We start from the raw sequence: 26543 nt of genomic DNA, 5'->3' as shown, positions 1-26543 counted from the left end.
CCTTACGCCCCCTCTTGCATGGTGTGGAGCGCCACCCACGCCTGGCCCAGACTCAAGCCCCCGTCGTTGGGTGGCACCTGCGTGGCGCCATAGACGGACACCCCTTGCGCCTCGAGGGCTAAGCGCACATGTTGCCGCAGAATGCCGTTCGCAAAACAGCCGCCCGAGAGCGCCACCTGCCGCAGCCCCGTCTGTTCCACCGCCCGCCCGACCCAGGCCGCAAGACCGGCCGCCAGCGTCGCATGAAAAAGCGCGGCGCCACCCGCCGGATCCGGGCATGTGCGCAGGAAATCGAGCGTGGGCAGAAGCGAGAGCTCGCCGTCGCCGGTGATCGTGTAACCGGCCTCCAGCGGCTTCAACGGCCCGAACCGGGCGGCCAGCCCTTCCAGCATCATCGCCGCCTGTCCCTCGTAGCTCGCGTACTCGCACACCCCGAGCAGGGCCGCTGCGGCGTCGAACAGGCGCCCGGCGCCGGTCGACAAAGGGGCATTGATCCGGCGCTCGAGCATTCGCGCCACGACCGAGGTGGCCGGGTCATGGAAGCGATGCCGGATCTCGGCGCCGCGGCCCAGCAGGTGCAGGACCGACGCCGCCATGCGCCAAGGCTCGCGCGCCGCCCGGTCTCCCCCGGGTAGCGGCAATGGCGCCATACGGCCAAGGCGCGTAAAGTGCGCACCCTGCACCGATAAAAGCTCCCCACCCCACATCTCCCCGCCGGTGCCATAACCGACTCCATCCAGGGCGACCCCCAATGCCGGTCCGGGCAAGCCGTGCTCGGCCAGAACGGCGGCGATGTGGGCGTGATGATGCTGAACGGCGATGCGCACAATCCCGCGCTCCGCGGCCAGCCGCTCGGCGTAGAGGGTACTGGGATAATCCGGATGCCTATCATGGGTTACGCACTGCGGATCTACCCCAAGAAGGCCGGTCAGCGACGCCATGGTGTCCTCGAAGGCCTCATAGGCCCGGCGATTGCCGAGATCCCCCACGTGCGGCGACACAAAGGCCTCGTCGCCGCGGGTCACGCAGATCGTGTTCTTCAGCATCGCGCCCACCGCGAGCACCGCGGGCCCCGAGATCCGCAGACGGATGGATGACGGTGTCTGGCCGCGGCCGCGGCGCATCCACACCGCGCCGCTGCCATCGGCACGAACCACTCCGTCGTCGCAACGCGACACGATCGCCCGGTCGTGGACGACGAAGGCATCCGCCAATCCGGAAAGCCGCGCAAGCGCCTCCTCGTTGCCGGTTACCAAAGGCTCGCTGCCGGGATTCGCCGACGTACAGACAAACAGCGTCTCCTCGACCCCACGTAGCCACTGCGTCCCGGACGGGCGGCCGGCGGCCTCGTGAAACAACAGATAATGGATCGGGGTGTAGGCGAGCATGACGCCGATGCGATCGAGCCCGTCGGCGATGCCCGCAAGCTGCCCATCACAATCGGCGGCCTTGCGCAGCAACACAATCGGGCGATCGGCGCCTTCGAGCGCATGGCGTTCGCCGCCGCCCACATGCGCCACATGCCGAAGCGATCCGGCATTGAGCGCGAGCAGCGCAAAGGGCTTGTCCAGGCGCCCCTTGCGGCGGCGCAGCGCGGCGACGGTCGCGGCGTTGCGGGCATCGCACATGAGGTGAAACCCGCCGATGCCCTTGACCGCAACGATCGCGCCTTCGCGCATGAGGGACCACGCCGCGGCGATCACATCACCCACGGCCTGCTCCTGTCCGTTCGCATCCCACAGCGCCAATCGCGGGCCGCAGGCCGCGCAGGCTACGGGTTCGGCATGGAAACGGCGGTCGGTCGGCCCTTCATATTCCGTCCGGCACTCCTCGCACAGCGCAAAGGGCGCCATGGCCGTGTTATGCCGATCATAGGGCAGTGCGGTCACAATGGAATAGCGCGGACCGCAATGCGAGCAGTTGATGAAGGGGTACCGATAGCGGCGATCGCCGGTATCGAAGATCTCGGACAGGCATGCGCCGCATGTGGCGGCATCCATAGGGATCGCCGTGTCGATGCGGCCCCCCACGCTTTGGCGGATAGCAAAGCCGTGGAGCCCGGCCGCCACCTCCTGCTCCTCTATATCGACCCGCTCGACACGGGCCAAAGGGGGTGCATCGGCCGAGAGTGCGCTCACGAACCTGTCCAGGGCCGGCAGGGGCCCCTGGATCTCCATGACCACACCACTCGCATCGTTGCGGATCCAGCCGGCCAGCGCGAGCTCGGTCGCGCGGCAATATATGAAGGGCCGGAACCCTACCCCTTGTACTCGGCCGCGCACGCGCACCCGCCAATGCCTGATGTTATCGCCGTCGTACCGGTCTTGCCGCGGCCTGGGGTCCATGAGGTCAACCATAACACCAATCATCCATCAGCCGCACCACTCACCGGGCCGCAGCCCCGCTCCCACCGGGCGCGCTCGGCGGCGAGCCATGCCAGCCACTCCCAAAGCCCGTCCCCGCGGGTGGCCGACACCGTCAACGTCGCGAGACGCGGATTGATCGAACGCGCATGCGCGCAGCACGCATCGACATCGAACTCGACGTAGGGAAGCAGGTCGACCTTATTCAGGATCATCGCATCGGCCGCGCGAAACATATCAGGATACTTGAGCGGCTTATCCTCGCCTTCCGTCACGGACAAGACGACGACCCGCCGTGCCTCCCCCAGGTCGAAGCCTGCGGGGCACACGAGGTTGCCGACGTTTTCGATAAAGAGCGTACCGTGATCGGCGATCGGCAGTTTTGCGCAGGCGTGCCCCACACCGTGGGCATCGAGATGGCATCCGCGGCCGGTGTTGATCTGGTGAACCGGTACGCCGGTTTCGCCGATGCGGCGCGCATCCCGATCCGTCTGCTGGTCGCCTTCGATGACGGCAACGGCGCCGGCGGCACGCATAGCCTCTATGGTCCGGACAAGCAGCGTCGTCTTCCCGGAACCGGGACTGGACATGAGATTCAGGGTAAAGACCCGGCGCCCCTCGAAGGAATGCCGGTTGCGGTCCGCGTATCCCTGATTCTGGGCGAGCAGATCCTGCTCGACCTGCACCATGCGCCGTACCGACAACCCAGGCGCGTGGGTAAAACGCGGGAGATCCCCGGAGGAATCGCGCCTCGCGTGCATCCTGGCCGTGTCCTGCCGAGGGTCGTGCCCATGATCGTGCCCATGGTCGTGGTCACGTTCATGCTTATGATCGCTGCCACCACATCCGCACACGCCGCACATCACCCCACCCCCATTTGGCAGACTACTCCACTTCCATCTCCTTGATGCGCAGCTCGCGTCCGCCGCTCAAGCTCAACGGGCCATCGCACACCGGGCATAGCCTGATGGGCTCCGACACGGTCTGCTGCCAGCCACATAATGGGCATTCCGCCTGTGCGGCCGCGGGCAGGATCCGTAACACGGCACCTTCCGCCACCGTACCGCGCGTCACCGCCTGGAAGCCGAACTGAAGCGCATCCTTCTCCACTCCGGCGAGGAAGCCCACCTCGAGACTGACGCTGTACACCTGACGAAAGCTCCCGGACACGGCCTCGCCCTCTATAATCGCCACCAGACGCTCGCACAACGCCATTTCGTGCATCGCCCCTCCACCGCCCTGCGACCTTGGCCCCACTATACGACCTTTACCTGCAACATCTCCTCCCCCTCAGGGTCGACCATATGCACGGCGCAGGCGATACAGGGGTCAAAGCTGTGGATCGTGCGCAAAATCTCGAGCGGCTGGTCGGCGACTGCGAGCCGCAGGCCGCGCAGAGAGGCCTCATAGGGCCCCTCCTGTCCGGCCGCGTCCCGCGGTCCGGCGTTCCAGGTGCTGGGCACGACCGCCTGGTAGTTCTCGATCAGTCCGTCGTTGATCACGACCCAGTGCGCCAGGGCCCCGCGCGGCGCCTCCGTAAAACCTACCCCCTGGGTGCGAGCGGGCCATGAATCCGGCTCCCACAGCGTCTCATTGAAGGTCTTAAGCTCACCCTTGCGGATATTGCCCATCAGTTCCTGATACCACCCCTCCATCGCGTCCGCGATCCATTTCGACTCGAGCGTGCGCGCGGCCGTACGCCCCATCGTGGAAAACAGCGCCCGGGGCGGCAAATCGAGCTTATGCAGGGCCATCCCGACCAGTTCGTGGACCTCCTTGTTGCCCTGGGCGTAGGCCGTCAGCACCCGCGCCAGGGGTCCTACCTCCATGACCTTGCCCTTCCAGCGCGGCGCCTTGATCCACGAGTAGCTCGCGTCCATGGCGAGGCTCGCGTAGGGCGGCTTCGGACCAGTGTAATCGAGCGTCGTCTGGCCAACGAACGGGTGCAATCCGCTGTCCTTGCCCGTGGAATAGCTGTACCAGGAGTGGGCCACGAATTCCTGGACCTGCCGCGGATCGCGCAAATCGACCTCTTCGACGTGCGAGAGGTCGCGATTGACGATCGCACCGCGCGGGATCATGAAGCTACCCGGGTCGTTGATGGACTTCTCCGGAAATTCCCCGTACGAGAGGAAATTTCCCACGCCCTCGCCGGTGCGGAACCAGTCCTTGTAAAAACCTGCGATCGCCAGCGTATCCGGCACATAGACTTGATCCACAAAGCGGCGGATCTCGCCTATGACCCCGTGCACGATCTCGAGGCCGGTCATGTCCACGGCGGTCGCGCCATCACCCTTCTCGCCCGGACCCACGCTGATCGCCGTCGGCGCCCCACCCACAACGAAATTCGGGTGCGGGTTCTTGCCGCCGAAGATCGCGTGCAGCTTGGCCACTTCGCGCTGCCAAGCGAGCGCGTCCAGGTAATGCGCCACCGCCATGAGGTTGGCCTCAGGCGGCAGCCGGTATCCCGGATTACCCCAATAGCCGTTGGCGAAGATGCCCAGCTGTCCGGAATCCACGAAACGCGCAAGCTTATCCTTGACGGCCGAGAAATAGCCCGGCGACGACCGCGGGTAATTGCTGATCGACTGTGCCAGCGCGGACGCCTTCGCCGGATCGCCCTTCAGGGCGGAGACCGCGTCCACCCAATCCAGGGCGTGTAGTTGGTAAAAATGCATCACATGATCGTGCACGAACTGGGCGGCGATCATCAGGTTGCGGATGATCTCGGCGTTGCGCGGGATCGGATAATGCAACGCATCCTCGACTGCGCGCACCGAGGCGATGCCGTGCACCAGCGTGCACACGCCGCAGATGCGCTGGGCGAAGGCCCAGGCGTCGCGCGGATCGCGTCCCTGCAGGATGATCTCCACGCCGCGCACCATGGTTCCCGAGCTGGATGCCTTGGTAATGGCGCCCGAGCCGTCCATGTCCGCCTGGATGCGCAGATGCCCCTCTATGCGCGTGACGGGATCCACCGTGACTGTTCTTTTTGCCATGTGCGGGTCTCTCAGTGCCTTTCGGCGAGATTGTCGGCCACGAGCTCGAGCAGGCTGTGGGCGGTCTTGTCCCAATGAAAGAAGGCCTGTCCGTCATCGAACGTCAGCCGGCAGTTCGAACAGCTGGATACCAGGACGTCCGCGCCGGTATCTTCCACTTGCTGCATCTTCAGGTGAAAGACGCGGTGACGTAGGGAATCGGCGCGATGTATGGTCACGACGCCGCCGCCTCCGCCGCAACACCAGTTCGCCCCCGGCGTTGCGCTCATCTCATGCAGATCCGCGCCGAGCGCCTTGAATATCTCGCGAGGGGCCTCGCAGACGCCGCCGCGGCGCGCCACCTGGCAGGGATCGTGGAACGTCATTGACCGCGGATCCGGTTTCATTGTCAGCCGTCCGGCGCGAATCTCCTCGGCCATGTATTCGGAGATGTGGAGCGCACGAAATGGCAGCGGCTTTCCGTAGACGTTGGCCCCCGCCCAGCGGAAGGCCTGATAGGCATGCCCGCATTCCGGCAGGATGACGATCTTGGCCTTGACGGCCAGCGCCGCGTTGATCAGCAGCATGGTGGCGTCGCGCTGCCCCCCGCGATCCCCCGACAACATGCTGAAATTGGTCGCCTCGTAACCGTCGCTGCGGAAGGTCCAGGAGGCGCCGACATGATTCATGACCTTGGCGAGCGCGACGATGGACTGCGGATATTTCATGATCTCGATCGATGATACCGTGACCAGGATATCCGCCTGGTCACGATCCAGGGGGATATCCACGCCGTTGTCGTCTGCCAGCCACGCGATGCGCTCCTTCAGGACCTTGGGCGTGGCGCCGAGCGGACTCCCTTCGTGCTCGGCGCGCTCCGTAGGCTCCCAGAGGTCGTGGGGGACGAGGCCCGCGGCCTGCATCCCGTGCCGCGCAGCCAGAACGAGCGACGGGATGTCTATGCCCATGGGGCACACGAGCGCGCATCGCCCGCACATGGTGCAGCTGTCGTAGATGAGCTCCTGCCATTTTTCGAGATCGTCCAGGGTGACCCGCTTTTTCAGACCGAACAGGCGGTAGAGTGGCGAAAGCGGCCCCATCTCCCGCTTGTAGGCCCTCTTCAACAGTTCTATCTTCCAGATCGGGACATATTGGGGGTCGCCGGTCTGGACATAGTAGTGGCAGGCCTCGGCGCACTGCCCGCAATGCACGCAGGACTCCATGTAAAGCGCCGTCGTCGTGTTGAGATCCCGCAGAAACGATTTTGTCGCTAACGCCAACCGCTCGTCATCCGGCCGCGTGCCCTGCCTGTCCGGAACCGGCCGGACCGCGCCGGCGGGTCCATCCAGGGTCGTTGTCGTAGTCATAGGCTCGCCCCCCGCCGCCCATAGGCGGCCCCCGTCGTCCCCCGGGAAAAGGCAAAGAGGATGACGTGCATGATTTTTCCGAAGGGCAGCCACGCGAAGAGGATATCCCCGGAAAGAATATGGAGACCCAAAACAAGCTGATAGCTGCCGCCGATGTTGTAGTAGGCCATAAGACCCGTCACCAACGGCACAAAGGCCACGAACCAGCTGAAGTAGTCGTCGAAATTGGAAAGCCGCCGCAGGACCGGCGAGGTCATCCTGTGGCCCAGGAGCGCCAGCAGGGACACCGCCGAGATCCCGGCGGCAAACGCGATCACCCCGCCTGGCAGACCGGGCCAGCGCAATCCAAGCAAGCTGCGCACCACCAGGATGTGCGGGATGTAGCCGAAGATCGCCACGGCATAACCGATGTGAAAGAGGTAGCTCACGATATCCCAGTGCAGGATCCGCTCACGGAATTCGCGGCGCGGCCAGGATCGGGAGACGATGACGCGCAGGCTGCTTGCCCATCCGGAACCCGACCGCGGTTCGGAATGGTCCACCGGCCGCCGGAGGGCCAGAATCCCCACCAGCCGCCATACGATACCGAAAACCAACAGCGCCAGGGCCACTTCGAAGGCGGGACCACGCGCGAATGCCAGCAGACTTGCGCCATTCATGACGGGTGCCTCATGGTTGGGGATTCTTTTTGTTGGGATCGGTGTGGCTGTTCTTGCGCGCGCGGTCCTGTCGGGATCGGGCGACCGCGGCCACGCCAAGGCCCACCACCGCGCCGGCCGCGGCCGCGCCGCCGATGACGCCAGCGCGGGACCAGTGCCCGGTCGGGGCCGACAACGGCCGGTAGAAACCGCCCTTGTCCCAAAAACCCGGCTCGGAACAGCCAAGACAAGGGTGGCCTGATTCGATCGGGAAACTGGTGCCGCCGTTCCACTTCATGGTCGGACAGGCATTGTGCGTAACCGGGCCCTTGCAGCCGAGCTCGAACAGGCACCACCCCTGACGCGCGCCCTCGTCATCGAAGGTCTTGGCGAACATTCCGCGGTCGTAGAAGGGGCGGCGGTAGCACCGGTCATGGATGCTGTTTGCGTAGAAATTGGTTGGCCGCCGCAGATGATCCAGGGCCGGCAAACCGAAGGTCGTGTAATACACGATGACACCGGTGATGACCTCCGCGATCGGCGGACACCCGGATACGTTAATGATAGGGCGGTCGCGCACGATCTCGGAGACCGGCACGGCCCCGGTGGGGTTGGGCGTCGCGTAGGGCAAGCCGCCAAAGGCGGCGCACGTACCCACGGCCACCACCGCCGCCGCGCCGCTTGCGGCATGCTTCAGGTCGCTCACGGCACTACGTCCCGCAACCGTGCAGTAGACCCCGCCCTTGTCGAGCGGGACCGACCCGTCGACGATCAGAATATACTTGCCCCACGCCTTTTTCATGGCGCCGTCCTTGGCGGCCTCGGCGGCCTTTCCGGCCGCCGCCTGCAGCGTGTCGTTGAAGGCCAGCGAAATGTCGTTGAAGATGAGGCTTGCAAGCCCTGGTGAAAACGACCGCGTCAGGCTCTCGAGGCAGCCCGTGCATTCCTGATAGGAGAGATAGATGACCGTCGGACGCGGCGCATACTGGAGCCGCCTCGCCATTTCCGCCGCATCCGCCGGCGACAGGGCCAGCGTCGCCGATACGGTGGCACACAACTGCAAGAAGGCCCGGCGCGTGAATCCGCGCTTCTCCAGGACACCCCCTATCGTCTCGGTCTCGTCGTTCACGCGCCCTCCTCGCTCGCTGCCGCGGCCAAACGCCGTACACTGTGCCCGATGTCGGCATCGCTCGCGCGCACGATCTGCGGGACGTCGACGATTTCGATCCGCTCACTGCGCACATCGCCATCCGGCTCGCAGTGACGTACTCGCCATACCCCCGCATGGCGTGTTTCCTCAATGCGCGTGTGCAGAAGCGAGCGAATGTCGATGGTCAACTCGCCTTCCCCAAGGCGCTCGTCGAGGCGTCTCCTGTCCTCATCCGATAACGGCATCGCGGTCAGGTCGATCACATGGACCACCCGCTCTTGGGCGTAGCGTGCAAGCGCCGATGTGATCTCCCGCATCAGCGCCTCCACTACCCCCGTACCGGCCGGATCCCTCTCCTCTACGGGATATATGGGGATCACGCGCTTAGACAGAGCCATTGCACCACCCTCGGAGCAGGCGACGGACCTCCGCCCCCACCCGCGGCAGGGCGGCATGCGCCGGGGCGCTCAAAGTATCGCCCCAGCTGACCTCTCCTGGCCGCACGCCAATAAGCGCCCGCCGCACCGGCAGACCGTCACATAAACGGGCCATGTCCAAGACCTCGGACAGACTGACCTCATGGACGCTGCCGGCCTGCCGGCGCGATAGCAATCGGTCCATATCGGCCCCTTCGAACACGCGCACATCGCCGGCCCGACCGTCGAACACGACGGCGTCCAGAACGATCAGGGATTCCGTGGACTCTATTGTTTCGAGGAGGGTAAAGCTAGCGGTGCCGCCATCGACAAAGTGTGCGGTTTGGGCAAGGCCCTGATCGGCCCCAAGCCATCGCAAGGCATGGATGCCGACCCCGTCGTCCTTCTGGAGGATATTGCCGAGACCGAGGACTACAACCCGACCTTCCGCCGGCCGAGACCTCGCATCAACCTCTGCCGCATCGCTCTCCATGAGCAGATCCTTCTTTGTTTCGATGCAAAACATCGAAAACCGATCTGTAGCGGATAACTACCCATAAGTCATAGGCCTGTGGATCAATCCTATGGCATCCCGTCCTTATTGCGCGAGTATGATCTCATTGGTATACCCAAGAATGTCATTTATCAATTTTTCCGCTATTCGGCAACACTCGCCTCTGCCGTTATGCCCAATGCCCCTATCGCGACTTGGTGACACCCATGGGCGTGTGACATGCCATGCCATAGGACCCTTCGTCATATCCTACGGAGTATCGCCGCACCCTCCGGGTCGCCTATATGCCATAGATATGTCGCGTTTTCTCAACATACCGATTGTCATGCTTCTTTCCGGGCTTTTGCCTATCGATGCGCTAATCCAGGTGACATTTCTATGACACATATGTGGCGGCCCCTGCTTGCCCAGTCCTCAGGTGATGACAGTCAGTAAGGTCACGATTGCTGTCCTACATCCAGGCCTTACAGGAGGGATATCCCAGGCCCTTAATGGAATCCCCTGATCGAGGCCTAATGACAGGGGCGTGCTGGAGGCGCGGTAGGTAAGACAGGCCTCCGCGATCACGGTGTGGCCAATCGCCATCACATCGTGATGGCCCAAGCCATCGGTAGCAAGCCTCCCTCTGTCAAAACATCGTTACGGGCATTCTGGCTCGCGCGCGCGACGGTCGCGACGCTCTTGTTGCGCCGGCCCATCAGCCGTTTGACCCAGCCGTCCCTATGGGTCTTGCGCTCCGCGGCCCGACTCACGGCCCGCAGCCCATGGATCAGCAGTGCGCGCAGCTACATGTCGTCGCGTTTGCTGATACCAAGCGATGCGGGCCAAGATGTTATGTTAGGGGGGCGGCCGACGCCCGAGGGACGCTCGCACCGGAAGGGTGCGGGGCCCATCAGAAGGTCCCTGAGCCGCTGCGGGACCCGCCTTTCTTACGCGCCACGGAGGGGTATATTGCGGAAACGGCCGTTGCAGGATGGGATGCCATCGCCATAGTCCGGTCGGGGGTTGTCCGTTTCCGTTGCGATTCAGCGCCAGGCCGGAGGCAAGGCACCGGCATCCCGGAAAAGGCCCGACGCCGGTTGTTGAGGTCTGCCATAATGGGGTCATCCGGTTTCGCGGGTTACTGATGGGCCGCGAAACGCGCGTACCGCCTCCTCACGCACGACCCTATCGGAGCGGATAGCGTTGCGTTCCGACAGGGGCATCTCGAAATAGACAACAGCTACCGCCAATCTCTCAGTCTGCATGGAGGAAACGACATGACCTCAGTACCAGCGGCCGCCGCCACAATCCCACCGCCCAACAAGAAGACGGTCTACCCCCATCCTTTCGCCTCGCGCGTCGCGGGGCGGACGAAACGAAGACTAGGCGACCATTTCGGCCTCACGAATTTCGGTGTCAATCTGACCGAGCTTGCGCCCGGGGCCGTCTCCGCACTCCTCCATCACCATTCGAAACAAGACGAGTTCGTGTACATCCTGGAAGGCACCCCGACTCTGGTTCTTGATAAAGCGGAATACGCGCTCGAGCCCGGCGACTGCGTGGGGTTCAAGGCCGGCGATGGGGTCGCCCATCAACTCGTCAATCGTTCCCATGAGCCGGTCATCTATCTCGAAGTCGGCGACCGTACGGAAGGCGACGAGACGTCGTACCCTTACGACGACCTGAAGGCCGTATTCCTCAATGGCGGTTGGCAGTTAACGCATAAGGATGGGCGGCCATACTGACAAGAGTGCCTGCTCACAGCCAGGGTGTACTGCCGTGGAAACATCTGAGACATTCCAGAAGGCGCATCCGCGTGGTCCGTGATTTTTGAGCCGAGGGAAGCGAAGAGAGCCCGCCCGCTCGCCCTGGGCGGGAACAGGATTTTGCGGCATCCTCCCAAAGACGTGGATCCCGGTGATCGCCTGCAGACATCCGGGACACCACAACAACCCAATATTTCGAGTGAACCGGCAGCGATTTGGCGAGTTGTATACTATTCATGCCAGTGAGTGCGGCGTCGCCCGGCGACATCCGTCGTCATGCCATCACGCCGCCCTACTTCGTCATGACGCCTCGTTTGGGGGCTTCCGATGTGCGACGCATGCCCCGTATCTCGGGAGCCATGGCGGCTTGGCGATCGCGCGCGCGCTCGATCACCGTTCTGATGCGGTCGGTCACTTCGGGATCGACGTCACTGGATAAGGTGTCCTGCTGAACTTGGGCTACGCTGCCTCGCATTCGACCCATCATGCGCGGGATTTCGCGCACGATGAGGGCGGCATTCACGTGGGTGGTTGCGCAACACTGTACCCATTCGAGCGCCGTCACTTCCGCGATCAGGACCGCGTCACCCACGGCCATAGCAAGGCCCTGGTTGACGTTACTGTACCCATTCGAGCGCCGTCACTTCCGCGATCAGGACCGCGTCACCCACGGCCATAGCAAGGCCCTGGTTGACGTTGTCGATAGAGAGCGTGTTGCACACCAGGTCGTAGGCGGAGGCGAGCACTCAACCGCCTGACGTCATGAGGAATGACAGATTCTTGGCGTGCGCGTCGGCATTCCCGATCAACACCTTGAAAATCGCCCAGCGCAACAAATGGAGCCGCTCGCGGGCCGGATTCGCTGTACGATCTGCCGTATGGATAACACGGGGCAAAGAGGCGCCATCGCGAATATGCTTCACATCGCGTCCGCCACCATAGATGCGCTCATACTGGTGCGCAACAGGCAGGCCAAACAACTGGCGACCGTCGATTGTGTGTACACGTCGGATCGCGTGATCCTGGCGCCGTCGGTCGAATCGCTCTATGAGCAACACCGGCTCCGCAACATGATGTAACGCGACCGGGGCCACCGGCAGGCCGACCACATGGGCGAGCCGCATGCAGACAAACTCGTCGCCGGTCAGCCCGGCTGGCGATAGCCGTACCGGCTTGGACTTCAGGATGTGTGTCGAGGCCAGGTTCGGCGCTTCGGCCAGGTACCAGTGGATTGCCTTCGACCAGCAGCGCAATCTTGCCCTAGTAGCCTGCGATCGACGGGCGTACCTTCCCGTCCCACACCGAAAACGGCTGGCCGGCTCGCTGACAAATCCGCTCCGACCACTCGACGGCCGGCACTCGTCGCTTTTCATCCCGGTCTGACGTTGGGGCCCCGGCCACTACCAGTCGGATTGCGCCGGCCGTTTCCCGGCCAAGCCCGACCAGTAGGCCGGCAAGATTCGATTTGCTAATCTTGAGCGCCTGCACGGCGTCGTCAAGCGCCTGCCCCTGGGGTAGCAGGTTCTCGAAAAGGCGGCGCACCTGCACGGCGTGCGCGCTCGTCGAGCGGCCGACCGCATTAGCAACATCGGGCTGAGCGGGCACGAATCTGGCCGTGCCAGCCAGGAGGCATCGTAGTCAAACACGACGCCATCGGCTTGCGCGTCGCGTGTCAGCCGGCCCGCGAGCGCATGTCCAACCAGACCTCAAGCCCCATAAGGAGGACCCGCAGGTTTTTGCCACGTCAGACGAAGACCAAGCCTGTTGGCGACCTCGATCGCCAGCGCGAGCAATACCGTACCGGTGCCACGCTCAAGGTTCTGCATGGTGTTTTGCACACACCGATGACCAGCGCCGCTTCTTCGAACGTCATACCTGAGTGGGTGCGTACTGCGCGAAGGGCAACGCCCAGATCTTCAGCGTCGTTAATGAATGGCAGGTCGGGTATAGGGGGAAGGCCCGAGACTATCCCTGGCCGATCTTTTGCGCGCTACTGTGGATAATCGCCTTTTTTCGCCTATTATTTTCCCGTCAGTGGCCATCAGTTTTCACGGAAACCTTATGTCCTTGAATATTCTGTATTTCCCACACGAGCTGTTACTGTATGCGCTGCGCGCTCCCCCCATTCCCTTGACTCGCTGCCATAATCGAATCATTTAATACCGAACACAATAATAAGGGAGGTTTTATGGGACCTTGTAAATGGCGGGGTTTGGTTACATCCGTAATGCTGGTATCGGCTTGCTATGGCGCAATGACGCCAAAGGCTGAGAATATTAGGGGCTTCGCTTACTACAAAGGCAAGGGTGTCCCTCAGAGCTTCGCGAAGGCCGTGTACTGGTACCGCAAGGCGGCGATTCAAGGATATGAGGCGGCTGAGGACAATATGGGTCTCGCTTACCACATGGGCCAGGGCGTTCCTCAGAACGACCAGAAAGCCGTATATTGGTGGCGAAAAGCGGCAACTCAGGGATATGCGCCGGCCGAGGACGACATGGGTGCCGCCTACTACAGAGGCAAGGGTGTCCCTCAGAGCAACCATAAGGCCGTGTATTGGACCCGCAAGGCGGCGATTCAAGGATACGCACCGGCCGAGGACAGCATGGGTGGCGCTTACTACAGAGGCAAAGGTATCCCTCAGAACTTCCGGAAGGCCGTGTACTGGTACCGCAAGGCGGCGATTCAAGGATTCGCGCGGGCTGATTTTGGTGTGGGTCGCGCCTACTACCGAGGCCAAGGTGTGCCTCAGAGCTTCGAGAAGGCCGTGTACTGGTATCGTAAGGCGGCAAGCCAAGGCCTCATAAAGGCCGAGCTTAATATGGGCCTCGTTTACATTATTGGTCTGGGTGTCCCTCAGAACGATCAGAAGGCCGCGTATTGGTACCGCAAGGCGGGGGCTCAAGGGAATGCAGCCGCTGATATTTTAATGGGTATGATTTACCGCGACGGTGATGGTGCACCTAAAAACTTCCAGAAGGCTCTCGACTGGTACCGTAAGGCGGCGATCCAAGGATACGCGCTGGCTGAGTTTCGTGTGGGTCGCGCTTACAATTTCGGCCAAGGTGTTCATCGGAACGACCAGAAGGCCATGTATTGGTACCGCAAGGCAGCGGCTCAAGGATACGCACCGGCTGAGGTTGTGATGGGCACCTCCTACAATCTTGGCCAGGGCGTCCCGAAAAACTACGTGCAAGCCTATAAGTGGTTCGCATTAGCCAAAAGCGCAACGAAACCAGGGAGCAAAATCTACTCGACAGCCTCCAGTGACATCAAGCGGCTGTCGTTTTCCATGCCCGCGCCACAAATCGCCCAGGCCCAAGCGTTGGCTTACGCATGGGTAAAGGCACACGAAAAATAAGTCCCGGGTTCGCCTTGCTGGACTCGGCCGCGGCATGGCTGTGGGGTTTTTGGTTCTGGTGCGGCCACAATTTGTGGGTCAACCATAACCTCCTCGCTGCAGGCCCGCCTGCAGAAGCGGCTCACAGAGCTTGCCCTCGAGGCCCAACTCTCACCCTTGCCGCCGGTCGTTCTGGGAGGTCTTTTGGTGGTACCGCAAGGCCTCCTTCTGGTCATGGCCGGTCAGGTGTAGGCGATCACCAAGATCCGCGTCTTTTTGGATGGTTACGCGGATTTATCAGGAAAGCGTTCCTTGAGGGAACGGGTTTGGAGGGTCTTGTCCGGGCTGTGATGGCTGAGGGTCGACGGTGGTGATCGCCTTGGGGGTTTTGTAGGAAGTCTTCGCAAAAAAGAGATCAGGCACCCCAGGATCGGGGTGCGAACGCCCAGCCGTTACAAGCCGTGCAAAGACGGAGGGATTCTTCGTGACAACGGTTATGAGGAAGCGTAGAAGGACGGCTGGTAAGAGAGCCGGCGCAGTCCCGATTCGAACTTGGCGGTGAGAACGGGACTGCGCCATTTCCCCGTATTGGAGCGGGGTCAGTGTGCCAGGATCCCGTCGCGGCGTCCAGGCGCCCACTTCGGCCGCCGCACCTGCGGATACCCAGGCCTCGGCCGCCCGGGCGCGGGCGATTGTCATGGAGATCGAACGGGGCTTGGGCTTTATGCCGACCGATCGTGAATTCGAGCGATTGGGTTACGATATCGAAAGCCGGGTCCCGGGCACGGGCAAACTGCGCTTTATCGAGGTGAAGGACCGTATCGCGGGCGCCTCCACCGTAACGGTGACCCGCAATGAGATCCTCTATTCCCTCAATAAGCCCGAGGACTTCATTCTCGCTATCGTCGAGTTCACAAGTGATGACACGCACCGTGTCCATTATCTGCGCCAACCGTTTCAGCGCGAGCCGGATTTTGGGGTGACGAGCGTAAATTATGACTTCAGCGAGTTGCTGGGCAGGACACAGGCGCCCCATTGATTCTGCGTGTTGCCCGTTGATCGGGAATCTGAAAACAGGGGGCCGCGGAATCATAAGGGAGCCCCGCCTCAAGGCGTTAAGTGCGGGCGAGACACCGCTGTATAACAGATTAATCTTGTATATTTGCGTGTTATGCGTGAATATCGCATATAAATTTCGCATTGAGTGGGCGTTCCGCCATGTTGATCGAGTTTAGCGTCACCAATTTCCGATCCATCCGCGAGCGTCAGACGCTGAGTCTGACGGCAAGCCCGGACGCGAAACACCTCCCGCAAAACGTCAGCACGGGTCCGCGGGAGGGTTTGCGGTTACTACGCTCAGCCGTCATCTATGGGCCCAACGCCGCCGGTAAGAGCAATCTCTTGCGGGCGGTAGAAACGGTGCGGCACCTTATCCAGAATTCGGCCACCGGGGGCCAGGAAGGACTGCGCCTACCCGTGACACCCTTTCTGCTTTCGCCCGTGTCCGCGGCCCAGCCCTCGGAGTTCGAGATACTCTTCGTGGATGATGACGGGGTCCGGTATCACTATGGGTGTGCGGTCAGCGCCGAGCGCGTACACAAGGAATGGCTGGTGGCGTCTCCCCGTGGGCGTTCCCAGCGGTGGTTTGAGCGCGTCTTTGTGCCCGCGAGCGCGACCTATGACTGGTGGTTTGGTCCGCATTTCAAGGCGGAGCGGGCGGAGCGCAAGGTCTGGCAGGAGTTCACCCGCCCTAACGCCCTGTTTCTGTCGACGGCGATCCAGCTGAATAACGAACAGCTCAAACCCGCCTTCCTGTGGTTAACCCAAAAACTGATCGTGTTGCGCCCCGGTACGGGCCAGGACCTGAACCCATTCCTGAGTCTCCAGCTGCTTCGAAAGGACGGCGGGAAAGAGCGGATCATGCAGTTTATGCGGGCCGCCGGCGCGGGTATCGACCGACTCGAGATCTTGGAGGAAGATCCCTCCCCCTCCCTTTCGACCGGGCTCCCCGGAATCGGACCCTACGGCGTCGCGGAGCGACTCAATATCCCGCCCGGTGTCTCCCCGCCCGCCCCTAAACGTCTGCGCGTGCTGGCGTGGCACAAGCACCCGGATTCCTCCGAAGAAGTGGCCATCGATATGGCCGACGAGTCCGATGGTACGCGGAAGTTATTCGAATTCACGGGAGGGTGGTTGCGCGCCTTGGAGTCCGGGGCGACCCTTTTTGTCGATGAATTGGACCGCAGTCTGCATCCCCATATGACGCGTTTCCTGGTGGGCCTTTTCCAGGGCCGGACCAACCAGAAAAACGCCCAGCTCATTTTTACCACCCACGATGCGACGCTCCTCGACGCGGGTTTGCTACGGCGCGACCAAATCTGGTTTGTGGAAAAGGATGCCGCGCGGTCCTCTCATTTCTACTCGTTGCTCGATTATTCGCCCCGCAAGGAGGAAGCCCTGGAGCGCGGTTACCTAAAAGGACGTTATGGCGCGATCCCCTTCGTTGGCCGTCTGGAGGCGTGAGGCGTGGCGCGACCGCGGATTTCCCCCGAGCGGAACCGCGGTCGTTTCGCCGTCGGCCCGGGCACAAGGCGCCTCGATCCATCACGCTTATTGTCTGTGAAGGCGAGACGGAACAAGAGTATTTCAAGGCTCTTCGGATGCACTACGGGCTCACCACAGCGGAGATTGTCATAGCCGAGGATACGAAAGGGTCCACCCCTATCAGCGTGGTCAACTATGCGGAAGAAAAAGCGCGGGAGCCTGGGGGCTACGATCGGATCTATTGTGTTTTTGACCGCGATCATCATGAGAGCTTTGAGCGGGCACGCGAGAAAATTCGCGACCTAGCCAGCCGACAGAAGAGACCGCTGCCCATCAAGCAAGGAAGCGATTTCGATCCCCTGCTTTGAGGTCTGGGTACTGCTGCATTACGAACGAACGGACGCCCCAGCCCCCGACTGCGACGCCGTTATCGGCCGCCTGCGTGCGATGATCGGGGGCTACAAGAAGGCGGATGCCGGGATAGTCCAAGGCCTCATGGGGCAGATCAATTCAGCTATGGACAATGCCCGTTGGCTTGAAGGCCGCGCCGCCATGAACGACCATAACCCATATACCCTGGTCCACCGGGTACTGGAGTGGTTTCAATCCCTAGCCACCCAGGAAACCCCTTGACACACAAGAAGCTCATCGATCTGTTTACGGCGAGAATCGAGGGGCCACGCGGCTATGGCACTGGGTACGTATTTCGCTGATCATGAACACCTGAACCGCGGGTCACGAACAGGGTGTCCCCACATTGCCAGCTGATCTGACACCCTTGGATGCTAGAGGGGTATAAACTCATATTGTCGCCAAGTCACCGCAAACTCAGGAAAGGAGGCAAGAGAGGATCGCAAGTTATTGATTTTATGGTGGGCCGTGTTGGGATCGAACCAACGACCACCTGATTAAAAGTCAGATGCTCTACCGACTGAGCTAACGGCCCCAAAAGCCGGTCATTATTGTGATTGCCGCAACCCCTGTCAAATCGCGATCGCCGGGTCTGGGACACCTGCCTCGGCAAAGCCCTTGGCACGCAGGCGACAGGCATCACACGCCCCGCAGGCCTGTCCGGCATCATTCGGGGCATAGCATGAAAGGGTCAGCCCGTAATCGACGCCAAGGCCGAGGCCGGCGCGGATAATCTCGGCCTTCGTAAGGTGCAACAAGGGCGCGCGGATATGAAATCGCCCCCCCTCGACGCCGGCCTTGGTGGCAAGATTGGCAAGCGTCTCGAACGCCGCCAGATACTCCGGTCGGCAGTCGGGATACCCGGAGTAGTCGACGGCATTGACGCCGATAAAGAGATCATGCGCGCCTAGCACCTCGGCCCAGCCGAGGGCAACCGCCAGAAATACCGTGTTGCGGGCTGGGACATAGGTCACAGGAATACCGGTCGTAGGCGCCTGGGGTACGGATAGACCAAGGTCGGTCAGGGCCGATCCGCCGATGAAGCCGACACCCAGGGTGGCAACCCTGTGCTCGTGGGCCCCGCCTGCGGCAGCGACCGCGGCTGCCGCCTTCAATTCGCCCTTGTGGCGCTGCCCATAGTCGAACGACAACGCGTGACACTGAAACCCCTCTTTGCGGGCAAGGGCCAATATCGTTGCCGAATCAAGGCCACCGGAGAGCAGAACGACCGCCTTTTTGTCATCGGCCACGGACATCCCCCCACAAGACCTTATGCAGCTGGATCTGAAAACGCACCGGGAGCCGGTCGCGCAATATCCAATCAGCGAGATCGCGGGGCGCGAGACCGTCATGGACCGGCGAGAATAGGACATCGCAGCGGCCGGCAAGGTCATACTTCTCCACGATCCCCCGCGACCACTCGTAATCATCCGCGTTAGTGATCACGAACTTCACCTGGTCGATGGCGCGCAACCGCTCGATGTTCGCGTAGGCGTTGCGCGCCGACTCCCCGGAGCCCGGCGTCTTCAGATCGAGTACCACGGCCACTCGTGGATCGACATCGTGCGTGGGCAGCGCCCCACTGGTCTCGAGCGAGACCTCATAACCCCGATCACAGAGCCCTCGTAACAGCGGCAAAACGGCGGGCTGCGCCAGCGGTTCGCCGCCGGTCACAGTCACGAAGCGTGGAGAGTAATCACTCACTTTCTCAAGGACGCCCTCGACCGAGAGACGCTCCCCTCCGTGAAAGGCATAAGTCGTATCGCAGTAGCGACAGCGCAACGGACAGCCGGTAAGGCGCACGAATACCGTAGGCCAGCCGACGGTACGTGCCTCTCCCTGCAGGGAATAGAAGATTTCGGTGATACGGAGGTCCCGCAGCATGGGCTTATTCTACCGCGGCCTTATAAGGGATGCGACGATCGCGCCAGAATCCCAGCCATTCTCCCTATGGCCACGATCAACCGGGATCCGGCACGGCCTGAGACATGCGCCCTCTCTGCGGGGTTTCTCAAGGATTTCCATGGTCCGCCGTGCCCCCGCCGCTGACGCAGGTTTTGGCACAAGGCCTTATGTCCACGCCGTTGCCTCGCGGTCCTGTCAACGGCCGGATTGTGCATCATGGATAAACCGACGGCATATCTGTCTGCAGGCCTATACCCAGCAGGCGGCACAGAGGCCCCCATACGGGGACTCCGGCGCCGCCACCGGGCGTTCCGGGCGTTAGGGCTTCACAGGGGGAATGGCGGGCCAGGATCCCTTATTTCTTTCCCTTTGCCCCAAGATTCGTCAGGGAATTGTGCGCAACCTGGGCTGCCATGGCCTTCGGGTATTGGGCAATCAGCGCCTTCCAGATGGTCCGCGCCTTGTTCGGGTGCCCCTGCCACTTGGCGATATAGCCCATCTTCAGAAGCGCGTTTGGCACCTTCCTGCTCTTTGGATAGCGCGTCACAAGCGTCTTGAAGGCCTTCTCGGCGTGGGGATAATCACGCTCCACGTAGTCCGTCTCTGCCACCCAGTATTGGGCCTTGGCCGCCCGCTTGTCTTTTGGATAAGCCTGCAGGAAGGCCTGGAACGCGGCGACCGCGTGTCGATAGCGCCCGGTCCGCAAAAGATTGAAGGCCTTGTTGTACATCGCCTTGGCCGGCTCGGTTTGACGGCTCACGGCGGGCTCGGCGCTGGCCGGCGGTTGGGAACCGGCGGTCGCTGCGCTGGCCGGCGCACCTTGGCCCGTGGCAGGCGGCGCGACCGCGGTATTGTTATCCGGAGGAATGACGACGATCCCCGTCCCACCCCCCGCGGCACTGGTCCCCGGTGCGGCCTGCGGCGCCGTCACGGCCGACGGGCTCGGCGGCGCCGCCGGTTGGGCCTTCCCGGCCTGGAGATCGCGCAATCGCCGGTCAAAATCGCTAAAAAACGCCTGCTGCTGCTGACGCAGGCGGCTAATCCTATGGTTTTCGATCTCGACTTGATTCTCGATACTGCGAAGTTGTTCACGTATCCCGTGCAGCGTCTCCAGGAGACTCAAGAGCCCCGCTCGCGAGGACGGATTCGCCCCATTGGTGGGGATGGAGATGATAGGCGGTTCGCGGTCATGAGCGACGGCGGGGACCACAACGATCCCCGCCAACGCCAGCGCTGTCCCCCAAAGAACCCCGGACCGCGCACCCATGAGGCCTACTTGCTAGCGAAATACTTGTAGTTGAAATAGACGCGGCGGTTGATGGCCCACGCCTTCGGATTATGTCCCATAGCCAACGGGCGCGACTTGCCAAACGAGATCGTCGCAAGCTGGCTGCCAGACACACCCAGGACCTCGAGCATGTGCTTTACGGCGTCAGCACGACGCCAGCCGAGCGCCATATTGTACTGCGCCGTGCCTCGCTCGTCGGTGTTGCCTTCCAGACGCACGCGTACGTTGGGATGGGCCTCGAGATAGCTGGCGTTTTCTTTTACGATCTTGCGGTTCACGCCGGTGATCGCCGAGCTATTGGTGCGGAAATGCACCATATGCGGAAAACTGTTCAGGGCCGGGCCTTTATTGGCGCTGGCCATCCCCGCCCCCTGCATGCTGCTGCCCTGCCCTGCGCCGCTTGCCTGGGTCATGCCGCGCGATGCCGTGGCCGACGCCGCGTGCGGCTTTACTGCCTCTTTGCCCGCGCAACCCGCCAGAGCGGCGAGCCCGACTGCGACGAGCATGCCTTTATTCATTTTCATTACACCACTCCTTTCCTTTAACCATTGATAGTAGTCACGGGTGACGAAATGGCGACCAAGCAGGATCAGTGACATCCCCCCTCTTAACCCTAGTATACGATGCCCGCGCCCATTTAGTGAAACCGTGGCCAGAACCCTATGCCCCCCAACCACCGTGCTATAGAGTATTTCCTGCCCGTTTGGTGCAAACGTCGGGGAATCATCAAGGCTTGTGGCAGTCAGAATCTCCAGGGTCGAGTCCGCCAGCTCAAACACCGCTGCATGATACTGGCCCGCGCGTCGACTTACCAGCGTCAACCATTTGCCATTTGGAGAAAAAGAGGCGCCGGCATTGTAACGACCGCGGAAGGTCAGGCGCCGCTTATGGTCCCCATCGGCCGTCATTTCATAGATTTGAGGTCCGCCACTGCGATTCGACGTAAACACGATATGCCCACCATGCGGTGACCAGGAGGGCTCGGTGTTGATACTTGGGCCGAATGTGAGTTGGCGCAGTCGCCCGGTCACCAGGTTCATCACATAGATCTCGGGATACCCGGTTTTCGACAAGGACAACGCCAGGTGGGTGCCATCCGGGGCAAACGATGGCGCACCGTTCAGGCCGTGAAAGGCGGCCACTCGTCGGATATGTCCCGTGGCGACATCCTGCACATACACAGCCGGCCAGCCGGTCGCGAACGACACATAGGTCAAGCGCCGCCCATGGGGCGACCAGCGCGGCGACATGATGGGCTCATGAGAGCGCAGAATGACATGCACCCCGTGGCCCTCGGCATCCGCCACCTCGAGCTTATAGAGAAAATGGCCAGGCGGCCCATCGGGGTACATGGTGATGAAGGCAATGCGTGTATTGAACACCCCACGCACACCCGTCCAATGCTGATAGACGATATTGGCAATGGCGTTGCCTACGGCACGCAGCTGGTCGGGGGCCACGACATACTGCAGGGCCTTGAGCTGGACCCCCTTATTGACGTCATAGAGCCGAAAGGCCACATTGACGCGCCCATTGGGCTGTCTCTCGATATGCCCGATCAAAAGTCCGGCCGCCTTTAAAAGGCGCCAGTCATTGAAATGACCCTCGACCTGGCGATCGTGATGGGGGTTGGCCAGATAATCGCGGCTCGGCAGAACATTAAACCAGCCGCTGCCGTCGAGATCCTTGGCAATGACCACGGACGGCCGGAGGTTCTGCGGCCATGTCTTCTCGCCCTTGAAGGGCACGATAGCGATCGGGAATTTCTGCCCGTAGCCGTGATTGATATGAATCGTGACGGCCCGTGCCGCAAGCGGCATGGTCGCCAACATGATCAATAGAACTACGAAACGCGATCCGAGACGATTCATGGCGAAGATCCCTTTGGTGCCGTAAAGACGAAGGTCAACGGGTTCAGGTACTGAAGCTTGGTCGCTGAGTGCGGGACCGGCAGCGGTGCGGCATTATAGATGGCCGCAATCACGGAACGGTCGAACACGGAGTTACCGCTGCTCTGCACGATACGGGCACTCACGACCTGTCCACCGGCTATGAGCCGAACCCTCACTATGCAGTGCAGTCCCTTGGATTGCGGAACGGCGACCCAGGCCGCACTCACTCGTGCCTCGATGAGTGCCTTGTAACGACTCACGACCCCCCGTGCCGCGGCGGCGGCGGCGCGCGCGGCGGCTGCCCGCGCGGCGGCCCTCTGCCGGGCACGCGCGGCCGCCTGCGCGACCTCGCGCTGCAATTTCGCACGCGCGCGCGCGGCGGCCGCCTGTTCCTGCGCCTGCAAACGCTTGCGGGCCGCCGCCCGCGCGGCTTGTTCGGCACGAGCGCGGGCCAAAGCCTGCGCCTGAGCCTTGGCCCGCGCCAAAGCCTGGGCCTTCGCCTGGGCCTTCGCCTGGGCCAAAGCCTCTGCCTTGGCCCGCGCCAAAGCCTGCGCCTTCGCGTGCGCCTTCTGTAGCGCCTTTTGGCGGGCTAGCTGGGTCTTGGACGGACCCTTGCGGACGGCGGGGCGAGGGGCCGGCGGGGCCACACGCGGCTGCGGAATAGGCGGTGTGGGGCGAGGCACTGGGCGGGGGCCAACCATAAACGCGTGGATCACATGGGGGCCGGTCTTTACGACATAGGAGGTATCGAGCTCGCTCCAACGAAAACTCACCACCAGAAACGCGATCACCGCCAGATGGACGAGCAACGCATAGACGACGGCGCGCGTGCGTCCCGGCGCTTCTCGGGTCCGGCCGGCCATGATCACTGCCCGCGGGTCTTGGTCATGAGCCCCACGCTTGGGGCGCCGGCCCGCTGCAAGAGCACCATGGCCGCCACCACATCCTGGTACGGCACGGCCCGATCCCCGCGAATCAGGATCGGCGTATGCGGGCGCAGCCGCAAAAGCCGGCGCGTACGTTGCTCTAACACCTTGGGCGTAACAGGATGCCCGTCAAGATAGTATCGGCCGGCGGCATCGATCGTGACGATCAATACCGCGCGATGGGGATTGGGAATCGCACGCGCCGCCGCCTGCGGAAGCTTGACCTTGACGCCGCGCTTCAATATCGGCGCTGTGATCATGAAGATCACGAGCAGCACGAGCATGACGTCGACGTAGGGGACGACGTTGATCTGGCTCATGAGCCGGGCGCGCGGGCGGCGGTAGCGTTTCATGTCGGGGCCTTGGCCACATACGCCTGACGCTGCAGGACGCTCGAGAACTCCTCCATGAAAATCTCGTAACGCGATGCCAGGCGATCCGTATCGTCGGCGTAACGGTTATAGGCAATGACCGCGGGGATTGCCGCGAAAAGCCCCATCGCGGTGGCGACCAGGGCCTCGGAAATGCCCGGGGCCACATGCGCCAGGGTCGCCTGCTGCATGTTCCCGAAGGACTGGAAGGCCGACATGATCCCCCACACCGTACCGAACAGGCCTATATAGGGACTTGTAGACCCGACGGTGGCGAGAAACGAGAGATTGGTCGCCAAATAGTCGGTTTCGCGGGTCAGCGCCACGCGCATCGCCCGCTGCACCCCCTCGATGATGTCCATGGGCAATATGCCCTTTTGCTTTTCGAGTCGCGTGTACTCCCGAAAGCCTGCCACGAATACACTGGCGTTCCCGGCGAGCTTATCCTCATTGCGCGAAAGTTCCGCATACATATGGTTCACGTTCGCGCCGCGCCAGAAGGTGTCCTCGAAGCGCTCGGCATCCCGATAGGCCTTCTTCAGAATGAACCATTTCCGAAAGATCATCGTCCACGATATGATCGAGACGACGAGCAGAATCAACATCATGAGCTGCACGACAAGGCTTGCGTGGTCCACCATGGACCACAAGGTTATCCCTTGATGGGAAGCGGCGACTCTCAAGACACTCTCCTTTACGGGGCGGATGCCTCCGCCAAAACCTGCATCAATTCACGGGGCAACCGGCGCGGCGCGAAGGTTCGCGCATCCACACAGACCACGCCCACCTCTCCCGCGCATACACATTCCGTTCCGCGCCAACAACCCTGCCGGAACGCAAGGCTTGCCCCGCGGATCGAGACCGGATCGGCGGTGACGCGCAGTACGTCGTCCAGGCGCGCCGGCGCCTGAAACCTGACGTCCACCGATCGTACCGCGAATAAGACATGCGCCTTCGATGCCAGTTCATGCGGCCCACCAACCCTCGCCCGCAGCCATTCATTGCGCGCACGCTCCATGAAGCGTAGGTAGTTCGCGTAATACACGACCCCCGCCGCATCCGTGTCCTCGTAGTACACCCGGATCTCGATGGCGAACGCCTGGGACTGGGCCTCGGCGCCGCTCACGAGCCGTCCCCGGGCGACGTCGCCAGCCCGAAGAGATGGTAGGCGCGAGGGGTGGCCACGCGCCCGCGCGGGGTGCGCATCAGATAACCCTTCTGGATGAGAAAGGGCTCGACCACGTCTTCGATCGTGCCGCGCTCCTCGCCGATGGCCGCCGCGAGATTATCGACTCCGACGGGGCCACCCTGAAAAGTATCGGTCACCGCCCACAGCAGGCGGCGGTCGAGACTATCCAGACCGCGATCATCGACGTCAAGCATCTTCAGGGCCTCCTTGGCGACGGCCTCGGTCAGAAGACCGTCCCCGCGCACCTGGGCGAAGTCACGGGCACGCTTCAAAAGCCTGTTGGCGATACGCGGCGTGCCGCGCGCGCACGAGGCCAGGGCCCGCACCCCGGCATCCTCGGTAGACATCCCCAGGAGGCCCGCGGAGCGTGTCACGATGCGCGCCAGATCCTCAACCTCATAGAATTCGAGCCGCTCGACGATCCCGAAACGATCGCGCAGGGGGAGGTCAGGAGTCCGGCGCGGGTGGTGGCGCCGATCAGCGTAAAGGGTGGCAGATTCAGCTTGATGGAGCGCGCCGCCGGGCCCTCGCCGATCAGGATATCGATCTCGAAATCCTCCATGGCCGGATAGAGCACTTCCTCCACTACCGGGCTCAAGCGGTGGATTTCATCGATGAACAAGACATCGTGGGCCTTCAGATTGGTGAGCAGGGCGGCCAGATCGCCGGCCCGCTCGAGCACCGGACCCGAGGTTTGGCGCAAAGAAGCCCCCATCTCCGAGGCAATGATGTGCGCAAGCGTCGTCTTGCCAAGCCCCGGCGGACCAAAGAGCAGGACATGATCCAGCGACTCCTGGCGGGCGCGGGCCGCGGCCAGGAAGATCTCGAGCTTTTCCCGAAGACGCGACTGGCCGATATAATCGGCGAGGCGTTGCGGGCGCAGGCGGACTTCCTGGGCGCGCTCCTGCGCCGACCCGTCGAGCGAGACCAGTCGTTCGGTTTCGATCATCGCACCATTCCCCTGAGCGCCTCGCGGATGAGCGTCTCGCCTGAGGCGGCCGGCCCCGCGACCTTCTCCGCCCGCTCCACAGCGGCCTGCGCCTCGCGCTCATTGTAACCGAGCGTCTGCAAGGCACCGACCGCCTCATCGCGGCGACTTGTCACCGTTCGTCCGCCCGACGGCACCTTTCCGCTCAATTCCACGAGCAGGCGCTCGGCGGTCTTGCGGCCGATTCCCGGCACGCGCGTAAGCCGCGCCACGTTGCCGTCATGCACGCACGCCCCCAGTTCCTCGTCGGTGAGTCCCGAGAGCAGCGCCAGGGCCACGCGCGGACCGACACCGTTGACCTTAAGGAGTAGCCGGAACCAGGCACGGCGCTCCGCCGTGAGAAACCCGTACAGAAGATGCGCGTCCTCGCGGACCACGAGGTGCGTATACAAGACCACTTCGCCGACCGCCGGCAATTCGCCGAAGGTCGAGAGCGGAAGATCCACCTCGTAGGCCACCCCCTGGACCTCGAAAAGCACCTGGGGGGGCTGCGCTCTATCACCACGCCGCGCAGTCGG

The 26543-nt window shown here is 62.5% G+C and carries 27 protein-coding genes, 1 tRNA gene and 3 pseudogenes; 6 read left to right on the top strand and 25 right to left on the bottom strand.

What is annotated here, in order from left to right:
- Positions 1 to 2: 2 nt before the first annotated feature.
- The 10 genes from hypF to C4900_RS17115 all read right to left on the bottom strand — a co-directional run bounded on the left by hypF (position 3) and on the right by C4900_RS17115 (position 10178).
- A complete protein-coding gene (gene hypF, locus C4900_RS03190; RefSeq protein WP_211306737.1) occupies positions 3 to 2357 on the bottom strand; it encodes a carbamoyltransferase HypF in 2355 nt (784 codons plus the stop codon).
- An 8-nt stretch (positions 2358 to 2365) separates the two neighbouring features.
- Positions 2366 to 3226, bottom strand: coding sequence for a hydrogenase nickel incorporation protein HypB (gene hypB / locus C4900_RS03185; protein WP_114282294.1), 861 nt, complete (start codon positions 3224 to 3226; stop codon positions 2366 to 2368).
- Between the two features lie 22 nt (positions 3227 to 3248).
- The gene (locus C4900_RS03180) at positions 3249 to 3587 is read right to left on the bottom strand and encodes a hydrogenase maturation nickel metallochaperone HypA/HybF (protein WP_114282293.1); all 339 of its coding nucleotides are present in this window, start codon (positions 3585 to 3587) and stop codon (positions 3249 to 3251) included.
- Positions 3588 to 3619: 32 nt separating this feature from the next.
- The gene (locus C4900_RS03175; protein WP_114282292.1) at positions 3620 to 5362 is read right to left on the bottom strand and encodes a nickel-dependent hydrogenase large subunit; all 1743 of its coding nucleotides are present in this window, start codon (positions 5360 to 5362) and stop codon (positions 3620 to 3622) included.
- An 11-nt stretch (positions 5363 to 5373) separates the two neighbouring features.
- A complete protein-coding gene (locus C4900_RS03170; RefSeq protein WP_114282291.1) occupies positions 5374 to 6708 on the bottom strand; it encodes a (Fe-S)-binding protein in 1335 nt (444 codons plus the stop codon).
- Complete coding sequence (locus C4900_RS03165; protein WP_065970710.1) at positions 6705 to 7367, bottom strand: nitrate reductase; 663 nt, start codon at positions 7365 to 7367, stop codon at positions 6705 to 6707. Before C4900_RS03165 ends, C4900_RS03170 begins: the two co-directional genes overlap by 4 nt.
- 10 nt (positions 7368 to 7377) lie before the next feature.
- Positions 7378 to 8475 (bottom strand): hydrogenase small subunit, encoded by a 1098-nt coding sequence (locus C4900_RS03160; RefSeq protein WP_114282290.1) that lies wholly within the window; start codon positions 8473 to 8475, stop codon positions 7378 to 7380.
- On the bottom strand, positions 8472 to 8894 hold the full coding sequence (locus C4900_RS03155; protein ID WP_065970709.1) for a hydrogenase expression/formation C-terminal domain-containing protein: 423 nt from the start codon (positions 8892 to 8894) through the stop codon (positions 8472 to 8474). The genes C4900_RS03160 and C4900_RS03155 overlap by 4 nt, the downstream gene beginning before the upstream one ends.
- The gene (locus tag C4900_RS03150) at positions 8881 to 9405 is read right to left on the bottom strand and encodes a HyaD/HybD family hydrogenase maturation endopeptidase (RefSeq protein WP_065970733.1); all 525 of its coding nucleotides are present in this window, start codon (positions 9403 to 9405) and stop codon (positions 8881 to 8883) included. The genes C4900_RS03155 and C4900_RS03150 overlap by 14 nt, the downstream gene beginning before the upstream one ends.
- Positions 9406 to 10010: 605 nt before the next feature.
- Positions 10011 to 10178 carry a hypothetical protein gene (locus tag C4900_RS17115; protein WP_170132389.1) on the bottom strand — a complete coding sequence of 56 codons (168 nt, stop codon included), beginning with the start codon at positions 10176 to 10178 and terminating at the stop codon, positions 10011 to 10013.
- Between the two features lie 507 nt (positions 10179 to 10685).
- Between C4900_RS17115 and C4900_RS03145 the strand changes: the two genes are divergently transcribed.
- Entirely contained in the window at positions 10686 to 11153 is a 468-nt protein-coding gene (locus tag C4900_RS03145; protein WP_114282289.1) for a cupin domain-containing protein, read from the top strand.
- 313 nt (positions 11154 to 11466) lie between these two features.
- Here C4900_RS03145 and C4900_RS03140 read toward each other — a convergent pair whose 3' ends face one another.
- From C4900_RS03140 to C4900_RS15765, 4 genes and pseudogenes are all read right to left on the bottom strand, one after another.
- Positions 11467 to 11772 carry a hypothetical protein gene (locus C4900_RS03140; protein WP_114282288.1) on the bottom strand — a complete coding sequence of 102 codons (306 nt, stop codon included), beginning with the start codon at positions 11770 to 11772 and terminating at the stop codon, positions 11467 to 11469.
- Positions 11773 to 11791: 19 nt separating this feature from the next.
- On the bottom strand, positions 11792 to 11920 hold the full coding sequence (locus C4900_RS16840; protein WP_267896423.1) for a hypothetical protein: 129 nt from the start codon (positions 11918 to 11920) through the stop codon (positions 11792 to 11794).
- The gene (locus C4900_RS03135; RefSeq protein WP_065970704.1) at positions 11921 to 12427 is read right to left on the bottom strand and encodes a HipA domain-containing protein; all 507 of its coding nucleotides are present in this window, start codon (positions 12425 to 12427) and stop codon (positions 11921 to 11923) included.
- Positions 12428 to 12434: 7 nt separating this feature from the next.
- Positions 12435 to 12820 (bottom strand): annotated as a pseudogene (locus C4900_RS15765) (HipA N-terminal domain-containing protein).
- 581 nt (positions 12821 to 13401) lie between these two features.
- Between C4900_RS15765 and C4900_RS03125 the strand changes: the two are divergent.
- The 5 genes and pseudogenes from C4900_RS03125 (at position 13402) to C4900_RS17110 (ending at position 17688) form a co-directional block, all read left to right on the top strand.
- Entirely contained in the window at positions 13402 to 14532 is a 1131-nt protein-coding gene (locus C4900_RS03125) for an SEL1-like repeat protein (RefSeq protein ID WP_170132388.1), read from the top strand.
- A gap of 631 nt (positions 14533 to 15163) precedes the next feature.
- A pseudogene (locus C4900_RS03120) lies at positions 15164 to 15550 on the top strand (protein NO VEIN domain-containing protein); the annotation flags it as partial.
- A gap of 179 nt (positions 15551 to 15729) precedes the next feature.
- Complete coding sequence (locus C4900_RS03115) at positions 15730 to 17034, top strand: AAA family ATPase (RefSeq protein WP_114282285.1); 1305 nt, start codon at positions 15730 to 15732, stop codon at positions 17032 to 17034.
- Positions 17031 to 17423, top strand: coding sequence for an RloB family protein (locus C4900_RS16835; protein ID WP_170132387.1), 393 nt, complete (start codon positions 17031 to 17033; stop codon positions 17421 to 17423). Before C4900_RS03115 ends, C4900_RS16835 begins: the two co-directional genes overlap by 4 nt.
- Positions 17404 to 17688, top strand: coding sequence for an RloB domain-containing protein (locus C4900_RS17110; protein WP_114282284.1), 285 nt, complete (start codon positions 17404 to 17406; stop codon positions 17686 to 17688). The genes C4900_RS16835 and C4900_RS17110 overlap by 20 nt, the downstream gene beginning before the upstream one ends.
- A 237-nt stretch (positions 17689 to 17925) precedes the next feature.
- Here C4900_RS17110 and C4900_RS03100 read toward each other — a convergent pair.
- The 11 genes and pseudogenes from C4900_RS03100 to ruvA all read right to left on the bottom strand — a co-directional run bounded on the left by C4900_RS03100 (position 17926) and on the right by ruvA (position 26504).
- A tRNA-Lys gene (locus C4900_RS03100) sits at positions 17926 to 18001 on the bottom strand.
- 37 nt (positions 18002 to 18038) lie between these two features.
- Positions 18039 to 18716, bottom strand: coding sequence for a 7-cyano-7-deazaguanine synthase QueC (gene queC, locus C4900_RS03095; RefSeq protein ID WP_211306735.1), 678 nt, complete (start codon positions 18714 to 18716; stop codon positions 18039 to 18041).
- Positions 18706 to 19347, bottom strand: coding sequence for a 7-carboxy-7-deazaguanine synthase QueE (gene queE, locus C4900_RS03090; protein WP_411675219.1), 642 nt, complete (start codon positions 19345 to 19347; stop codon positions 18706 to 18708). Before queE ends, queC begins: the two co-directional genes overlap by 11 nt.
- Positions 19348 to 19726: 379 nt before the next feature.
- The gene (gene ybgF, locus C4900_RS03085; protein ID WP_114282282.1) at positions 19727 to 20638 is read right to left on the bottom strand and encodes a tol-pal system protein YbgF; all 912 of its coding nucleotides are present in this window, start codon (positions 20636 to 20638) and stop codon (positions 19727 to 19729) included.
- A 5-nt stretch (positions 20639 to 20643) separates the two neighbouring features.
- Positions 20644 to 22530, bottom strand: a complete 1887-nt coding sequence (gene tolB, locus C4900_RS03080) for a Tol-Pal system beta propeller repeat protein TolB (protein WP_114282281.1) — start codon at positions 22528 to 22530, stop codon at positions 20644 to 20646.
- Entirely contained in the window at positions 22527 to 23414 is an 888-nt protein-coding gene (gene tolA, locus C4900_RS03075) for a cell envelope integrity protein TolA (RefSeq protein ID WP_114282280.1), read from the bottom strand. The genes tolB and tolA overlap by 4 nt, the downstream gene beginning before the upstream one ends.
- Positions 23415 to 23416: 2 nt before the next feature.
- The gene (tolR, locus tag C4900_RS03070; RefSeq protein WP_065971549.1) at positions 23417 to 23830 is read right to left on the bottom strand and encodes a protein TolR; all 414 of its coding nucleotides are present in this window, start codon (positions 23828 to 23830) and stop codon (positions 23417 to 23419) included.
- Entirely contained in the window at positions 23827 to 24489 is a 663-nt protein-coding gene (tolQ, locus tag C4900_RS03065) for a protein TolQ (protein WP_065971550.1), read from the bottom strand. Before tolQ ends, tolR begins: the two co-directional genes overlap by 4 nt.
- Before the next feature lie 53 nt (positions 24490 to 24542).
- Positions 24543 to 24974 (bottom strand): tol-pal system-associated acyl-CoA thioesterase, encoded by a 432-nt coding sequence (gene ybgC, locus C4900_RS03060; protein WP_065971551.1) that lies wholly within the window; start codon positions 24972 to 24974, stop codon positions 24543 to 24545.
- Positions 24971 to 25986 (bottom strand): annotated as a pseudogene (gene ruvB, locus C4900_RS17105) (Holliday junction branch migration DNA helicase RuvB). The gene ybgC and the pseudogene ruvB overlap by 4 nt, the downstream one beginning before the upstream one ends.
- The gene (ruvA, locus tag C4900_RS03050) at positions 25983 to 26504 is read right to left on the bottom strand and encodes a Holliday junction branch migration protein RuvA (protein ID WP_211306734.1); all 522 of its coding nucleotides are present in this window, start codon (positions 26502 to 26504) and stop codon (positions 25983 to 25985) included. The pseudogene ruvB and the gene ruvA overlap by 4 nt, the downstream one beginning before the upstream one ends.
- Positions 26505 to 26543: the final 39 nt, after the last annotated feature.

The organism is Acidiferrobacter thiooxydans, from assembly GCF_003333315.1.
Taxonomy (GTDB): domain Bacteria; phylum Pseudomonadota; class Gammaproteobacteria; order Acidiferrobacterales; family Acidiferrobacteraceae; genus Acidiferrobacter; species Acidiferrobacter thiooxydans.
Note: the sequence above shows the minus strand (reverse complement) of the source record. Positions and strands in the feature narration are given on the sequence as shown.

Bases quoted from the DNA above. Each gene is read 5' to 3' on its own strand.
- C4900_RS03155 (WP_065970709.1), bottom strand. From the start codon at position 8,894: ATGGCTCTGTCTAAGCGCGTGATCCCCATATATCCCGTAGAGGAGAGG.
- ybgF (WP_114282282.1), bottom strand. From the start codon at position 20,638: ATGGGTGCGCGGTCCGGGGTTCTTTGGGGGACAGCGCTGGCGTTGGCG.
- C4900_RS03115 (WP_114282285.1), top strand. From the start codon at position 15,730: ATGTTGATCGAGTTTAGCGTCACCAATTTCCGATCCATCCGCGAGCGT.
- C4900_RS03145 (WP_114282289.1), top strand. From the start codon at position 10,686: ATGACCTCAGTACCAGCGGCCGCCGCCACAATCCCACCGCCCAACAAG.
- hypB (WP_114282294.1), bottom strand. From the start codon at position 3,226: ATGTGCGGCGTGTGCGGATGTGGTGGCAGCGATCATAAGCATGAACGT.
- C4900_RS03165 (WP_065970710.1), bottom strand. From the start codon at position 7,367: ATGAATGGCGCAAGTCTGCTGGCATTCGCGCGTGGTCCCGCCTTCGAA.
- C4900_RS03170 (WP_114282291.1), bottom strand. From the start codon at position 6,708: ATGACTACGACAACGACCCTGGATGGACCCGCCGGCGCGGTCCGGCCG.
- tolR (WP_065971549.1), bottom strand. From the start codon at position 23,830: ATGAAACGCTACCGCCGCCCGCGCGCCCGGCTCATGAGCCAGATCAAC.
- C4900_RS03125 (WP_170132388.1), top strand. From the start codon at position 13,402: ATGCTGGTATCGGCTTGCTATGGCGCAATGACGCCAAAGGCTGAGAAT.
- C4900_RS03180 (WP_114282293.1), bottom strand. From the start codon at position 3,587: ATGCACGAAATGGCGTTGTGCGAGCGTCTGGTGGCGATTATAGAGGGC.
- hypF (WP_211306737.1), bottom strand. From the start codon at position 2,357: ATGGTTGACCTCATGGACCCCAGGCCGCGGCAAGACCGGTACGACGGC.
- tolQ (WP_065971550.1), bottom strand. From the start codon at position 24,489: ATGGTGGACCACGCAAGCCTTGTCGTGCAGCTCATGATGTTGATTCTG.
- C4900_RS03140 (WP_114282288.1), bottom strand. From the start codon at position 11,772: ATGGCCGTGGGTGACGCGGTCCTGATCGCGGAAGTGACGGCGCTCGAA.
- C4900_RS03175 (WP_114282292.1), bottom strand. From the start codon at position 5,362: ATGGCAAAAAGAACAGTCACGGTGGATCCCGTCACGCGCATAGAGGGG.
- tolA (WP_114282280.1), bottom strand. From the start codon at position 23,414: ATGGCCGGCCGGACCCGAGAAGCGCCGGGACGCACGCGCGCCGTCGTC.
- C4900_RS03150 (WP_065970733.1), bottom strand. From the start codon at position 9,405: ATGGAGAGCGATGCGGCAGAGGTTGATGCGAGGTCTCGGCCGGCGGAA.
- tolB (WP_114282281.1), bottom strand. From the start codon at position 22,530: ATGAATCGTCTCGGATCGCGTTTCGTAGTTCTATTGATCATGTTGGCG.